This window comes from Shimia biformata, assembly GCF_016888515.1.
Lineage (GTDB): Bacteria > Pseudomonadota > Alphaproteobacteria > Rhodobacterales > Rhodobacteraceae > Shimia_A > Shimia_A biformata.
Window position 1 is genome coordinate 281,712 of record NZ_JAFEJK010000001.1, and the last position, 14,656, is coordinate 296,367.

The following is a 14,656-nucleotide window of genomic DNA, read 5'->3' on the forward strand; positions in this document are numbered from 1 at the left end:
ATGCACCATCGCTTTTCGCCGATCATGTGGCAATTGCGTGATTGTGCAGGGATTTTTTGGGCTATTGCACCTGGATTAACCAACCTCAGCGGCGATCCAGATCCCCTTGAAATGTTGTTGCGGCGCGGTCCTCCCACCAGGCGTCGGTGTCGCGGTTGAACCCGTCAAGGGCCATGGACCGGGGGTTTTCATCGCCGATGAAGCGCCATGCGCCCCAGCTCCCCCATTTCGAAGGCATGCCCAAATCGTTGTAATGCATGAACAATGTCCCTCCGACCGTGCGCCAATCCGCCAACAGCTTGTCATAGAGCGCGCCCATCCCGCCGCTATAATTCACAGCGATCAGAAAATTGGTCAGGACCTCGTCATTGGCCCATTCTCCGACGCCCGTGACATGCGTGCCGCCTTCATAGGCGACCAGGGCCAGACCGGCGTCCCGTGCGACCTTGGCGTGATACGGCAGGGTATCGTCGAGAAGGTCACCCAGGTCACCCTGACGCAGATGGGCAATCGCCTTCGGGATTGCAGTGTCAAACAGATGTGCGCGCACGTGTTCCGACAATGCGGCGCGGGTCAGTCCCAAGGCGCGGCCGGCGGCCTCGGCCTCGGCCCGGCTTTCCACCACCCATGACAAGGCAACCGGCGCTCCATCATCCGTGCCAAGCCCATGTCCGAAATACCCCGTGACCGCATAAGCATCGAAACCCTCCCGCGGAGGCGATCCTCCGGCTGCGACATGCAAAGGGGCATTCAGTATGGCGCGCTCCAGACCTGGCCAGCCGGTATGCGTGCTGACAACGCGCACCAAACGATCTGTCGCCTCGTCGCCAAACGCTTGCGAAATAATCTCCATGACCTCGGCCGCGCGCACACCGTAAAACTGCATCCATGCATCATCGGGTATGTCGCCACCCCAGCGCGACACCGCCTGCTCTTGCGCCCATTTCGCCTGGTCGAAAATGAAATTCCAGACCTCGTTGGAATACTCGACATGAAGTTTCAGGTCAGGACGCAGCGTGTCTCGAACGGTCAGGGCAAAACTGGCGACATAGGTGTCATCCGCCATATGCGGCAGGGTCATCCATGGGTCTGCCCCGATGCCGTTGGCCAGCGACAGCATCACCTCGACCGGGACCCCGCGCCAGCCATAGCTAAAATCGGATATCTGCGGGCGATCGCCCCACGTGACCTGCGTGCTGTTGTTGGTCCGCATCCAATCCATAAACCGAAGCGCCCGCATGTCGGCAATCAGATCAATGAAATCCGGGTTGAACACCTGCCCGGCTTCAAATGCCGGGATCAGCTCTTCTCGAATGACCGAGATGTTGCGGATATAGTCACCGGTGCGTTGGGGGTCGGTGTCCGTGATCTTCAGGCCCACGAGCCCGTCGCCGGGACGATAGTCGAACCACGCCTCGTTTTCGGTCTGCGATATCACCCGCGCCCGCCCCGTCAGGCTCAGATTTCCCTGTCCCTCCCAACGCACGCGATAGCGCCCTTCCAGCGCCGCCATCGCGGCGGGCATGTCGGTCAGGATCAACGCCTCGACCGCGCTCAGTTCGGGCGGAATGCCCCAGACCCAGCCCTGTTGGTCAAGGTAACCGCCATCGGCCAGGTCCTCGAACGTCCAACCGCCCCACTGTCCCGGCAGATGCCCGGTCCAGGGTCGTGCGGTCTTCATAAGGTCGATGAAGGGCACCTGCGTCGACCAGTCCGAGATCGGGGCAAGGTTGGTGCCAAGGGGCGGGTTTTCGGGCGGAACAGGGTCGATATCGCCCGGTAGTTTTGCCGCTACCTCGCGGGCCGAGGTCTGTTGGTTCGTGGTAACCTTTATCAGACCGGTATCAATCGCCATTGATTTGACAATTGCACCCCAGTTTTCCCGGACCAGAGGGTGAATGCTATCCGGCAAGACCATATCGAGGGGCGGCGCGTCGTGAAACAGCCCGACATAGGTAATGGCAGCCGCCAGAAGATACAGCGTCGCCGTGCCATGAGGCGCGTCATCAAGATACAGGTCACGAACGTCGATCCCGTCAAGCTGCGGATCCGCAAGCGTCTGAGCCAGAACCCTTGCCACCGGAATCATGTTGATCGTGTAATCCGGTCGTGCCGCCCTCAGATCAGCGACAAAGGTTTGGTACCAGTCGTGATATTCGCCCGCGTTGAAGGCATGATACCGGGCCAACTGTCGCGTGCTGGGCGGAAACCCCCGGACAAAAGGGCCCATGTCGGCCCAGCCTTCGTAGATAACGAAACGTTTGATTCCTTCCGTGCCGTTCATCCGGTCAAACAATGCCAAAGTTGCGGAAAGCGGAGAGGCTCCGGTGGGATTGTCACCATCATAGGGGCGGTCCGGGGGCTGGTACTGGATGAAGTTCGCCGGATTGGTGACCACGACATCATAGCCAACATCGGCAAAGTTGCGATATTGCCGCCCCCAAGCCTGATCCGCGCCATCGATACGCCAATCCGCACGGGGGCGATCATCGGCGGCGTGATCACGCATGAACCCGAACTGCCCGTCGGACCGGAAACTATTGCCATCCGCCTGCGCCATCCGCGACAGCCAATAGGGAACAGTGGTCTCGGGCGTGTCACTGACGTGGTTAATCAGACTGTTGCCAAAGAAATAGACCTTCAGCTCGCGCGCCATCGCGCCCGGAGCCAGAAGCGAAAGGCAAATCACCGTACAAATCAAACGAAGCATCAGGTCCTTCCAGTGTTTCTGCTGCACCCCTGCAATCCGCAATAATTATGTCGGTTTTCACGTTTTACGAGAAGAAAGACACCCATTTTGCCCAAAAACATGTGCGCCTTTCGGGAAAACCCGTCAAAAAACTTTCCAAGGGCCGGATAATTTGGTTTTTTGCCGAAACAAAGGCGCAGGCCGCCTGATGAAAAGAAACAGGAACACCCCGTTTCGGGGCGCTGACATGGGACAGGCCGGGGCAGACAAAACCGTTGCAACTCGTGTCGTTACTCATCCAACAGAAGGGACAATTCATGAAGCTGAAATCGCTTTTTGCGGCCGCCTCGCTTGCGGCGCTTGCTACAACTGCCGCCGCCGATCCGGTCAAGGTCGGTATGATCACCACGCTTTCCGGCGGCGGCGCAGGTCTGGGGATCGACGTGCGCGACGGCTTCATGCTGGCGGTGAAACAGTCGGGCAATACCGATATCGAGGTCGTGATCGAAGATGACCAGCGCAAGCCAGACATCGCCGTGCAACTGGCCGACCGCATGATCCAGTCAGACAAGGTCGACATCCTGACCGGCATTATCTGGTCCAACCTTGCCATGGCCGTCGTGCCGTCGGCGACCGCGCAGGGCAAGTTCTATCTCTCGCCGAATGCCGGACCGTCGCAACTGGCGGGCAAGGGCTGCCACAAGAACTACTTCAACGTCGCGTGGCAGAACGACAACCTGCACGAAGCCGCTGGCGCCTATGCCAAGGAAGCGGGCTACACCAACACCTTCATCCTTGCGCCGAACTACCCGGCGGGTCAGGACGCGCTGACCGGTTTCAAACGCACCTACGGCGGAGAGTTGGCCGGCGAGATCTATACCAAGCTGGGCCAGACCGACTATGCCGGTGAGATCGCGCAGATCCGCGCATCGGGTGCGGATTCGGTGTTCTTCTTCCTGCCCGGCGGCATGGGGATTTCCTTCCTCAAGCAATATGCAGATTCCGGCGTTGAGCTGCCAGTTGTCGGCCCGGCCTTCTCATTCGATCAGGGCATCCTTCAGGCGGTCGGCGCGGCGGCGCTGGGCGTGATTAATACCAGCCAGTGGAACAAGGACATCGACAACGCCGCGAACAAGGCGTTTGTCGAGACTTTCCAGGCCGAATACGGTCGTCTGCCTTCGCTCTATGCGTCGCAAGGATTCGACACCGCCAACCTGATCCTGTCGGCGATGGCCAAAGCAGATGTGGCCGATCAGGACACATTCCGCGCGGCGCTTGAGGCGGCCGAATTCGCATCTGTTCGGGGTGATTTCAAATTCGGTCCGAACCATCACCCGATCCAGGACATTTTTGTCCGCGAGGTGATCCAGGAAGGCGACGTGTTTGCCAACAAGATCATCGGCACCGCGCTGACTGATCACGGCGACGCCTATGCCGCCGAGTGCAAGATGTAAGCAAGCAAAACCGCGGGGCAGCGCCCGACTTTAGGGAAAGACATGGCGCTGCCCGGCAAGCCGCTGGGCGAACAAAACAAACTCATGACCACCATCCTTCTTATCGAGCAGGTCCTGAACGGGCTACAATTCGGCGTGATGCTGTTCCTGACCGCCGCTGGCCTGACGCTGGTCTTTGGCGTTATGGGGCTGATCAATCTTGCCCATGGGTCGCTGTTCATGGTTGGCGCCTTTGCCGCCGCCGCGGTTGCCGGCGCGACGGGGTCATTCATCCTTGCTCTGGCTGCCAGCCTCGCTGCGGCGGCCGCGGCCGGGGCGTTGGTCGAAATGCTTGTGATCCGTCGGCTGTATTCCCGCGATCACCTCGATCAGGTGCTGGCGACCTTCGCGCTGATCCTGATCTTTTCCGAAGGCACCCGCTGGCTGTTCGGTTCTTTTCCGCTGTATCTGAACATTCCCACCTGGCTGTCTGGCCCGGTCACCCTGCCTGGGGGCATTCAGTACCCGCTGTACCGCCTGACCATCATCGCCATTGGCCTTGTCATCGCGGGGGGTCTGTTCCTTCTAATCTCGCGCACGCGGCTCGGCATCCGCATCCGCGCCGGAGAGTCCGACCGCGAGATGATTGCCGCGCTGGGTGTCGATATCTCGAAGCTTTACACCATCGTCTTTGCCCTTGGTGCGGCTCTGGCGGGGTTGGCCGGTGCGCTGGTTGGCGCGATCCAGTCGGTGCAGGTCGGTATGGGCGAACCCGTTTTGATCCTCGCCTTCGTGGTCATCGTGATTGGCGGTATCGGATTGGTGAAAGGGGCATTGATAGGGTCGATTCTTGTGGGTCTGACCGACACGCTTGGCCGCATCCTGCTGCCCGAAGTGTTCAAGCTGTTCCTTGATCCCTCGACTGCCACCTCTATCGGCGCATCCCTGGCAACCATGTCGATCTATATCCTGATGGCCGCCGTGCTGGTGGTGAAGCCTACAGGCCTGTTCGGAGCCAAGGCATGACACGAGAGACATGGATCAACGCCGCGCTTGCGCTGGGCCTTCTTGCCGTGCCGCTTTGGGCCTGGGTCGCGGACGAGCCCTTTACCATCACCCTTGCCACCAAGGTCGCAATCCTTGCTCTGGCCGGCGTCGGTCTGAACATCGCGCTGGGACTGGGCGGGCTGGTCAGCCTTGGCCATGCCGCGTTTTTCGGATTGGGCGGATATGCGATGGGCATCCTTGCCGCCCATGCCCAGAATTACACCCCACTGATGGAATGGCCGCTCGTGGTTGAAGGCACCAAGTCGATGCCGGTGATCTGGCTGGTGGCCGTCATTGTCAGCGCCCTTACCGCGTTGCTGATCGGAGCGCTCAGCCTGCGCACATCAGGTGTCTATTTCATCATGATCACGCTCGCCTTTGGTCAGATGCTCTATTACTTCGCCATCAGCTGGCCCGCCTATGGCGGCGAAGACGGGCTGTCGATCTACGTGCGCAATGGCTTTCCCGGCCTGAACACGCTGGACCCGATCCAGTTCTTTGCCATCTGCTATGTGCTTCTGATCTTGGCGCTTGCCTTCTCGGCGCGGCTGGCGCGCTCGCCCTTTGGACTTGCCCTCAATGCCGCGCGGCAGTCGCCGCAGCGGGTCGAGACAGTGGGCATCTCACCCTATCGTCTGCGCCTTCTGGCCTTTGTCATCTCGGGCGCGATCACAGGGCTGGCGGGGGCGTTGTTTGCCGATCTGAACCGTTTTGTCAGCCCGTCGATGTTCAGCTGGCAGACCTCGGGTGAGATCATGGTGTTTATCATCCTCGGCGGCACCGCGCGCCTGTTTGGTCCAGTCGCGGGGGCGGCGCTGTTCATTTTCCTTGAGCAAGCGCTGGGGGGGCTCAGCGAATACTGGCATGTCCACCTTGGCCTGTTGCTGCTGGCAGTGGTCCTGTTTGCCCGGGGCGGCATTATCGGCACACTGGCCGGACAGGGGGCCCGCAATGACTGAGCCGGTCCTGTCGATCCGCAATATCACCAAGATGTTCGGTGCGCTGGCGGCCAGCGACAATGTCTCGCTGGACCTGATGCCGGGGGAAATCCACGCGCTGATCGGGCCAAACGGAGCGGGAAAATCGACCCTGATCCAGCAGATTTCGGGCGGATTGACCCCCGATGCCGGGTCGGTGCATTTCCTTGGGCGTGACGTGACCGGGCTGGACACCGTTGCCCGCGCACGGCTGGGTCTTGGCCGCACCTTCCAGATATCGGCTCTGGCGATGGAGGATACGGTCCTGCAAAACGCCATGTTGGGGGCGCTTGGGGCCAAGGGGCGCCCGTTCTCGATCCTGCGGCCAATCATGCGCGACAAGGGGCTGCGGCAGGTGGCCGAGGCCGCGCTGGATCGCATGGGTCTGTCCACCCACCACAACACCGTCACCGGCGAACTCAGCCACGGGCAACGCCGCCAGCTTGAGGTCGCGGTTGCGCTGACCCTGTCGCCGCGCGCCTTCCTGATGGACGAACCGATGGCGGGCTTGGGCACGTCTGGCACCCATGACCTGACCGCGATCCTGTCCAACTTGCGCCACGAGGCTCCGATCCTGTTGGTCGAGCATGACATGGATGCAGTTTTTGCGCTGGCCGACCGGATCAGCGTTCTGGACTATGGCCGCATTATCGCAACCGGCACCGTGGACGAAATCCGCGCCCACCCGGACGTGCGCCGCGCCTATCTGGGGGAAGAGACATGACGCTGTTGTCGCTGACCGATGTCTCGGCCTTTTACGGCGCGTCTCAGGCTTTGTTCAAAGTCTCGCTAGAGGTCGATCATGGGCAGGCCGTTGCGCTTCTGGGCAGGAATGGCATGGGTAAATCCACGACGATCAAGACGATCTGTCGGATGCTGCCGCACAAGGGCGGCGAAGTGCGGTTCGATGGTCACGACCTTCGACGCATTCCAAGTCACCGCGCCGCGCGCATGGGGATCGGGCTGGTGCCCGAGGGCCGCCGGATCTTTCCGAAACTGAGTGTCGAGGAAAACCTGATCGCCGCCGCACGATCGGGCGCGTGGGGCATGGCCCGCGTGACCACCCTGTTTCCCCGGCTTGCCGAACGGCGCGGCCAGTCGGCGGCCTCGCTCTCGGGTGGGGAACAACAGATGCTGGCCATTGGCCGCGCCCTGATGACCAACCCGCGCCTTTTGATCCTCGACGAGGCGACCGAAGGGCTGGCCCCTATCATCCGGCAAGAGATCTGGCAGGCGATCGGGGCGTTGAAGGCCGAGGGCGGGCTGTCACTTCTGATCGTCGACAAGTCGCTGAAAGAATTGGAACAAGTTGCCGATCGTGCCGTAGTGCTGCAGCGGGGCGAAACCGTCTGGCAGGGTGCGATGCGGGATCTGGGCGCGGACATAACTGACAGGTATCTGGGAGTTTGACCCGCGTTCATCACGGTGAAGACAGCCATTCCGGTTCTGGCACATCTCGGCTAAGAAATTGAAAACCCCGGAGGCGACCATGGCAAATCCACTTTTTGACACCCTGTTCGGCACGCATGCGGGCAAGGAAACCCCATTTCTGCATCTTCCCGACGGATCGACCCTGACCCACGCCGAATTCCTGAAAATGGCCGCCCGTTTTGCCCATGCGATCCGCAGTCTGGGCGTTGAAACCGGGGACCGCATCGCGCTTCAGGTGCAGAAATCGCCTGAGGCATTGGCGATCTATGCCGCCTGCGTGCAGTCGGGCGTGATCTTCCTGCCATTGAACACCGCCTACACCGCCTCCGAAGTCAGCTATTTCGTCTCGGATTCTGGCGCGAAACTACTGATCTGCGATGGCGCCGATGCCGACAGCCTGACCCCGGTCGCCACCGACGCAAATGCCCGGCTTGAAACGATGAATGCCAACGGCACCGGCAGCTTCATTGATCTGGCCGCAACCAAACCCGACCAGTTCGACACGGTGACGCGCAATGGCGACGATCTTGCCGCCTTTCTCTACACCTCGGGCACCACGGGCCGGTCCAAGGGCGCGATGATGACGCAAACCAATCTTTTGTCGAACGCGCAGACTCTGGTCGACTATTGGCGGTTCACTGCAGATGACACCCTGCTGCACGCCTTGCCGATCTTCCACACTCATGGGCTGTTCGTGGCCACCAATGTCATGCTGCTGGCCGGTGGCGCCATGGTGTTCCTGCCAAAATTCGACCTCGATGCACTGATCGACAACATGCCCCGCGCCACCGCGCTGATGGGGGTGCCAACTTTCTACACCCGGCTTCTGGGCGACCCCCGGTTCACCCCCGACCTGACTGCGCATATGCGGCTGTTCATTTCGGGCAGTGCACCCCTCTTGGCAGAGACACATGTCGCGTTCGAAAACCGCACCGGACATCGCATCCTGGAGCGGTACGGCATGACCGAGACCAATATGAACACCTCGAACCCCTATGACGGGGATCGCCGCGCCGGAACAGTCGGTTTTCCATTGCCGGGGATCGAGTTGAAAGTCACGGACCCCGAAACCGGAAGGCCCTTGCCGCAGGGCGAGATCGGGGTGATCGAGGTGCGCGGACCCAACGTGTTCAAGGGTTATTGGAACATGCCGGAAAAGACGGCTGAGGAACTGCGCGCCGACGGGTTCTTCATCACCGGTGATTTGGGTTTCGTGGACGGCGACGGCTATGTGACCATCGTCGGGCGCGGCAAGGACCTGATTATCTCGGGCGGCTACAATATCTATCCGAAAGAGGTTGAACTGGTGCTGGATGACATGCCCGGCGTGCTGGAAAGCGCCGTGATCGGGGTGCCGCACCCCGATTTTGGAGAAACTCCGGTTGGCATCCTCGTGGCATCAGGTGAGACCGCCCCGGACACCGACGCGATTGCGGTGGCGATGACGGACAAGTTGGCCCGTTTCAAGCAGCCGCAAAAGCTGATCGTGGTCGATGAACTGCCGCGCAACACCATGGGCAAGGTGCAGAAGAACCTGCTGCGCGACCAATATCAGACCCTGTTTCAGCCTAAATAGGCCCTCAGGCTGGGCGGCGGATTGTCCAGAAGCGGCCCCGTAGGTTGCGGTGCATGGGCCACGCCATCCGCTACCAGAACCGTGTGCGGCGCAATGCGGCGGGCATCTTCAGGGTCATGGCTGACCATCATCAACGTTGCGCCTGTCTCGTCCAAAAGCGCAGCAACAAGGTCCAGCATCTCGGCTTTTAGTGCCGGCCCCAACGCCGCGAACGGTTCGTCCAGCAACAACAACGGTCGGTTCATCACCAGTATCCGCGCCAAAGCCACGCGGCTTTGTTGCCCCCCGGACAGGGCAGCGGGTTTGCGCGCTCCGAACCCGTCCAGCCCGACCCGGTCCAGCGCATCAGTCACCGCCTGCTTTTGTTCAGCCGAAAGGCGCAAATCCGGCCGCAGTCCCAGCCCGACATTCTGCGTGACGCTGAGATGCGGAAACAGGTTCGCGTCCTGAAACAACATCGCGATGGGCCGCTTGCCGGGGGCGGTGCCCGTCATGTCCTGCCCCTGCCACAATACGCGCCCGCCGACCGGGGCAAAAAACCCCGCGATTACCGACAACAGGGTCGATTTCCCGGCACCGGATGGTCCGATCACCGCCATCCGCTGCCCCGCGGTCACCTCAAAATCCGCCGAAAGCGCGAAGTCGCCCTGTGCGATCGTCAAAGACTCAAGCTTCAGCACGGCCCCGTCCCCCTTTGTCAAACAGCCAGAACAGACCCAGCGACAGCGCCAGCAGCAACAAGGCCGCCCCTGCTGCCGACTGCATCCGATAGGCGCCCATCAACCGGTACATCTGCAAGGGTAAAGTTGCGGTTTCGGGATCGGCAAACAGTGCGATCACCCCGAGATCTCCCATCGATAGTGCCGCCGCAAGCCCGGCCGCGAACCCAAGCGGTGCCCGGATGCGTGGCAGCAAAACCAGCCGCAGCCATGTCCACCCATTCATGTTCAGAGACAGCGACAACCGCCCATAGTCCTGGACCACATCCCGCGTCTCTGGAATCATCACCCTCAGCGCGAAAGGCAATGCCATCACCGCATTGACAAGCGCCGTCACCGGCAGGGCCAGCGCAAATGGATCCGCCACAGGATTCACTATGATGAACAGACCGGTGCCAATGACCAATGGTGACGCGGCGATCCCCAGCAGCCCCACGGCCTCGACTACCGTCCGTTTGCCACTGGCGGCCACCGCCATCGGAAGCGCGAAACACAGCATCAAGACAGTCGACACCAACGCCACCCAGATCGAGTTGACCGCCGCCGCCCAGACGCTTGCGGGCAGGTCGGCCATACCGCCAATTCCGCGCAACACAACCATGCCCAAAGGAAGGATCAGAAAGGTGGCGGCCAATGCGATGAACAGGCTGTCAGCAAGTCGCAGTCCGCGCCCATGCCCGTCCCATCGCCGGATGCCGCGATCCAACCCGCCGCCGAACCCGTCAAGACGCGACAGTTTCAGCGCAACCAGGGCCGCACTTCCCGCCATTGCAATCTGCACTATCGACAACAACGCCGCCTTGCCCAGGTCGAAATCAAACCGGAACGCCTGGTAGATCGCCAATTCGACGGTCGTCGCCCTGGGTCCGCCGCCTAAGGTCAGGGCAACGGCGAAGCTTGACAGGCAAATGGCAAAGATAACGGCCCAGGCCGCTGGCAGAACACGCCCCAGCATCGGAAGTTCCAGCACACGGAAGGTATCGCGCGACCCGAAGCCAAGCTGCGCCGCAAGCCGGAACCGCTCTGCCGGGATGGCCGCCCAGCCTTGCAGGATCAGCCGCGTCGCCAGCGGCAGGTTGAAGAACACATGCGCCAGAACCACCCCGTGAAGCCCATAGATCGAGACCTCGGGCAGGCCCAGCGCCCCTAGCAGGCCGTTCAACAAGCCGTTGCGACCAAAAACCGTAATCAATCCCATGACCGCAACAATGACCGGCAGGATGAAAGGCGCGCCCAGCAACAGGATCAGCAAGCCGCGACCGGCAAACCGGCGCCGTGACAACGCACGCGCAACAGGCACAGCAATAAGACAGGAGAGGGTGGCTGACAAAAACGCCTGCCAGACCGTGAACCGGATGGCGGCGAAATCGGCGGGGCCAAGCCCCGCCCCGGCCTCGGCCCGAAGGCCGACCGCCAAAAGCGTGCCAAGGATCAGAGCGACAACAACGGTTGCCGCAATGATCCCTGGCCAGCGTCTTATTGCGACAGGGCCGACAGCCATTCCGCCAGCGCCTCTTCCCGTTTGGCAACCACTTCACCCGCAGGGATCAGCAGCGCCTTTTCCGGGCTCACCAGGGCTTCGAACCCTTTGGGCAGGCCTTCGGCCGGGGTCACGGCGGGATACATCCAGTTGGTCGTCGGGATGATCGACTGGAAGGCATCCGTGACCATGAAGGCCAGGAACTTGTCCGCCAGTTCGCTCTGATCGGTCGCGGCCAGCTTTCCGGCAACCTCGATCTGCATGTAATGACCTTCGTCGAACACCGCGACGTCCTTGCTGTCATCTTCCTCGGCAATGATGTGATAGGCCGGAGAGGTCGTGTAGGACAGAACCATGTCCGCCTCACCCTCAAGGAACATGCCATAGGCCTCGGACCAGCCTTTGGTCACGGTCACGATATTGTCCGACAGCCCCTCCCAGATTTCCGGCGCCTCGTCGCCATAGGCGGTCTTGACCCACATCAGCAGACCCAGACCGGGTGTGGACGAGCGCGGATCCTGGATCACGATTTTCAGATCGCTTTCGGCAAGGTCCTTGAAGTTCGAAGGCGCATCGAGATCGACATTCTTCACAAATGCAAAATACCCCCAGTCATAGGGCAGGAAATGCGGATCGTCCCATGCGCCTGCTTCGCCAAAGGGGTTCGGCACGTCGACGGTCACTGACTGGCCATGCTCGGCGATTAGCCCGGATTCCACCGCCAGCGCCGTCAGGTTGGTGTCCAGACCCAGCACGATGTCAGCCTCGGACCGCGCGCCCTCAAGCTTGAGCCGCGACAAAAGCGCGGCGCCATCGCCCGCTCCGACAAATTTGACTTCGCAGTCACAGGTTTCTTCGAAGGCCGCTTTCACTGCGGGACCGGGGCCCCAATCGGAAATGAAGCTGTCATAGGTGTAGATCGTCAGAACTGGCGTGTCCGCCACCGCCTGGGTGGCCGCAATCAGTCCCGCTGCAAGTGCAAGATGTTTCATGTCATCCTCCAAAATGCGACGGGCGGAGCAAGTCTGGAAGATGTCCAAAACCTTCCCTCCGCCGGTCTTAACCGGTTCAGGTTCAACGGGTTCGCATCATTGCATCTCAGCCCTGCTGGGCACCCCGAGGTGAGGCCGTGTGTATGGCTTTTGCCGAAGCATGGCAAGGCTGTGATCACACGTGGTAATTTGACCACTCGATACAAAAACCGATCGACCACACGGCTGACGGCTTGCGATCAGCGTGATAGCAGTGACCCCATTCAAAGATCGTCGTTACGGCGGCATCAAAATTTCAAACAAAATGAGGTTTCAATGTTTAGAAACACTTTGGCCGCGGCAAGCGTAATCGCCATGACCGCTTCTGGCGCTCTTGCCGTCGAAACCACTGGTACAGAATTCACACTTGGCTGGGATCGCCTGGAAGGGTTCGGCGGCGAGGCTGATGGCATCCAAGGGGCGGTTGATACCGAGTTGATGTTCAACAACTTCGGCCTTGGACTGGGGGCGGGGTTTGCGTCTCCTGATTCGATTGGCGGGTTGGACACCATCCTCCGCTTATCCGCAACCGGCAACTATTATTTCGGGAATGGCGGGTTTGTCGGGGCTTTCTTTGACTACACCAAGCTGAACGGACCGGGCCCGTTTGACGGGTATTCCTATCTTTATGGTCTGCAAGGCGGCTTCCGCGCGGACCGGGTCGAGGTCACGGCATTTTATGGCGTAGGCGACTATGACGACCTGGGCGCGCCCAGTCATTCGGACGCTTACGGCGTCGACTTCAACTATGCCATTACGCAGGCATTCGACATTGGCGCATATTACGTATCCGAGTCGGTCACCGGAACCTCCGTGGACCAATACGGCCTGACAGTTGGCTACAATTTCGGAGCCGGTGGCAGCGCCGCGCCGGTTTATCTGGTTGGGGGTATTGGTCGCATGGACCTGGATGGCACCGAACTCGACCAGTTCTCGCTTGCCGTTAGGATGCCGATTGGCGGAGAACCCAGCAAAGGACGTGCATCGTTCCACCATCGCTCGGCCTTTAACAATACCTGGGGGATCGCTGGCGGGTTCTAATCCCAGATTACCAGACATATTTCAAAGGCCATCCGCATTGGGTGGCCTTTTTTGCATTTCTAGTGGCTTTAATTGATTGGGCAATCGGGCTAATGGTGCTGCGAAACAGGAGCTTGCCGCAATGTCGATGAACACGTTTGGCCATCTTTTCCGTGTCACCACATGGGGGGAAAGCCATGGACCCGCACTTGGCGCAACGGTGGATGGCTGTCCTCCGGGTGTGCCGGTGACCGAGGCGATGTTGCAGCACTGGCTGGACAAGCGCCGTCCGGGTCAGAACAAGAACATGACCCAGCGCAATGAGCCGGACGCGGTGAAAATCCTGTCGGGTGTGTTCGAAGGCCAGACCACCGGCACGTCGATCCAACTGATGATCGAAAACACCGACCAGCGGTCCAAGGACTATGGCGACATTTCTGAAACCTTCCGCCCTGGTCACGCCGACATAACCTATTGGCAGAAATACGGCATCCGCGACTATCGCGGCGGCGGGCGGTCCTCGGCGCGGGAGACGGCGGCGCGGGTGGCCGCGGGCGGCATCGCACGCGAAGCCATCAAGGCGCTGGCACCGGGGGTCGAGATCAAGGGTTACATGACCGCGATGGGTGATCTCGACATCGACCGAAGCCATTTCGACTGGGACCAGATCGACCAGAACCCGTTTTGGATTCCACAAGGGCCGCAGGTGGCGCAGGAATGGGAGGACTACCTTCAACAGCTGCGCAAGGACCACAATTCGGTCGGCGCCATCGTCGAGGTCGTCGCCCGAAATGTACCCGCCGGTCTGGGCGCGCCGGTCTATGGCAAGCTGGATACGGACCTTGCCGCCGCGATGATGTCGATCAATGCGGTGAAGGGTGTCGAGATCGGCGAAGGTATGAACGCCGCGCGGTTGAAGGGCACCGACAACGCTGACGAGATCTTCATGGGCGAAAACGGGCCGGAATATTCGTCGAACCATGCCGGCGGTATCCTTGGCGGGATCTCGACCGGGCAGGATGTGGTGGTGCGATTTGCGGTCAAGCCGACTTCGTCGATTCTGACACCGCGCAAGTCGATCCGCAAGGACGGCACCCCGATCGAGGTCGTGACCAAAGGCCGCCATGACCCCTGTGTCGGCATCCGCGCCGTGCCGGTCGGCGAAGCGATGATGGCCTGCGTGATCCTTGACCATATGCTGCTGCATCGCGGCCAGGTTGGTGAAAACCGCGGCAAGATCGGCTGACCGCCAT

General features: G+C 60.7%; 12 protein-coding genes and 1 riboswitch. Of the genes, 8 read left to right on the forward strand and 4 right to left on the reverse strand.

From position 1 onward, the window contains the following. Positions 1-85: 85 nt before the first annotated feature. Positions 86-2,710: a calcium-binding protein gene (locus tag JQ863_RS01260; protein ID WP_204112520.1), complete on the reverse strand. Its 2,625-nt coding sequence runs from the start codon at positions 2,708-2,710 to the stop codon at positions 86-88. A gap of 296 nt (positions 2,711-3,006) precedes the next feature. On the opposite strand from JQ863_RS01260, the gene JQ863_RS01265 reads away from it, so the two are divergent. From JQ863_RS01265 to JQ863_RS01290, 6 genes are all read left to right on the forward strand, one after another. Continuing rightward, positions 3,007-4,143, forward strand: a complete 1,137-nt coding sequence (locus tag JQ863_RS01265) for an ABC transporter substrate-binding protein (RefSeq protein ID WP_204112521.1) — start codon at positions 3,007-3,009, stop codon at positions 4,141-4,143. A gap of 84 nt (positions 4,144-4,227) precedes the next feature. Further along, positions 4,228-5,148: a branched-chain amino acid ABC transporter permease gene (locus JQ863_RS01270; RefSeq protein ID WP_204112522.1), complete on the forward strand. Its 921-nt coding sequence runs from the start codon at positions 4,228-4,230 to the stop codon at positions 5,146-5,148. Continuing rightward, entirely contained in the window at positions 5,145-6,128 is a 984-nt protein-coding gene (locus tag JQ863_RS01275) for a branched-chain amino acid ABC transporter permease (protein ID WP_204112523.1), read from the forward strand. The genes JQ863_RS01270 and JQ863_RS01275 overlap by 4 nt, the downstream gene beginning before the upstream one ends. After that, positions 6,121-6,870 carry an ABC transporter ATP-binding protein gene (locus JQ863_RS01280; protein ID WP_204112524.1) on the forward strand — a complete coding sequence of 250 codons (750 nt, stop codon included), beginning with the start codon at positions 6,121-6,123 and terminating at the stop codon, positions 6,868-6,870. Before JQ863_RS01275 ends, JQ863_RS01280 begins: the two co-directional genes overlap by 8 nt. Beyond that, positions 6,867-7,556 (forward strand): ABC transporter ATP-binding protein, encoded by a 690-nt coding sequence (locus JQ863_RS01285; RefSeq protein ID WP_204112525.1) that lies wholly within the window; start codon positions 6,867-6,869, stop codon positions 7,554-7,556. The genes JQ863_RS01280 and JQ863_RS01285 overlap by 4 nt, the downstream gene beginning before the upstream one ends. A gap of 79 nt (positions 7,557-7,635) precedes the next feature. Continuing rightward, a complete protein-coding gene (locus tag JQ863_RS01290; RefSeq protein WP_204112526.1) occupies positions 7,636-9,153 on the forward strand; it encodes a malonate--CoA ligase in 1,518 nt (505 codons plus the stop codon). On the opposite strand, the gene thiQ is transcribed toward JQ863_RS01290, so the two are convergent. The 3 genes from thiQ to thiB are packed head-to-tail and all read right to left on the reverse strand — an operon-like array spanning position 9,141 to position 12,344. Beyond that, entirely contained in the window at positions 9,141-9,833 is a 693-nt protein-coding gene (gene thiQ / locus JQ863_RS01295) for a thiamine ABC transporter ATP-binding protein (protein WP_204112527.1), read from the reverse strand. The two genes, JQ863_RS01290 and thiQ, sit on opposite strands and share 13 nt — an antisense overlap. Continuing rightward, on the reverse strand, positions 9,820-11,373 hold the full coding sequence (locus tag JQ863_RS01300) for a thiamine/thiamine pyrophosphate ABC transporter permease ThiP (protein WP_204112528.1): 1,554 nt from the start codon (positions 11,371-11,373) through the stop codon (positions 9,820-9,822). The genes thiQ and JQ863_RS01300 overlap by 14 nt, the downstream gene beginning before the upstream one ends. Continuing rightward, on the reverse strand, positions 11,349-12,344 hold the full coding sequence (gene thiB, locus JQ863_RS01305; RefSeq protein ID WP_204112529.1) for a thiamine ABC transporter substrate binding subunit: 996 nt from the start codon (positions 12,342-12,344) through the stop codon (positions 11,349-11,351). The genes JQ863_RS01300 and thiB overlap by 25 nt, the downstream gene beginning before the upstream one ends. A gap of 36 nt (positions 12,345-12,380) precedes the next feature. Further along, positions 12,381-12,481, reverse strand: a riboswitch (TPP riboswitch). Between the two features lie 178 nt (positions 12,482-12,659). Between thiB and JQ863_RS01310 the strand changes: the two genes are divergently transcribed. Together JQ863_RS01310 and aroC are read left to right on the forward strand one after the other, a co-directional pair. After that, the gene (locus tag JQ863_RS01310) at positions 12,660-13,424 is read left to right on the forward strand and encodes a hypothetical protein (protein WP_204112530.1); all 765 of its coding nucleotides are present in this window, start codon (positions 12,660-12,662) and stop codon (positions 13,422-13,424) included. A gap of 121 nt (positions 13,425-13,545) precedes the next feature. Then, complete coding sequence (aroC, locus tag JQ863_RS01315; protein WP_204112531.1) at positions 13,546-14,649, forward strand: chorismate synthase; 1,104 nt, start codon at positions 13,546-13,548, stop codon at positions 14,647-14,649. The last annotated feature ends 7 nt before the right edge of the window (positions 14,650-14,656 follow it).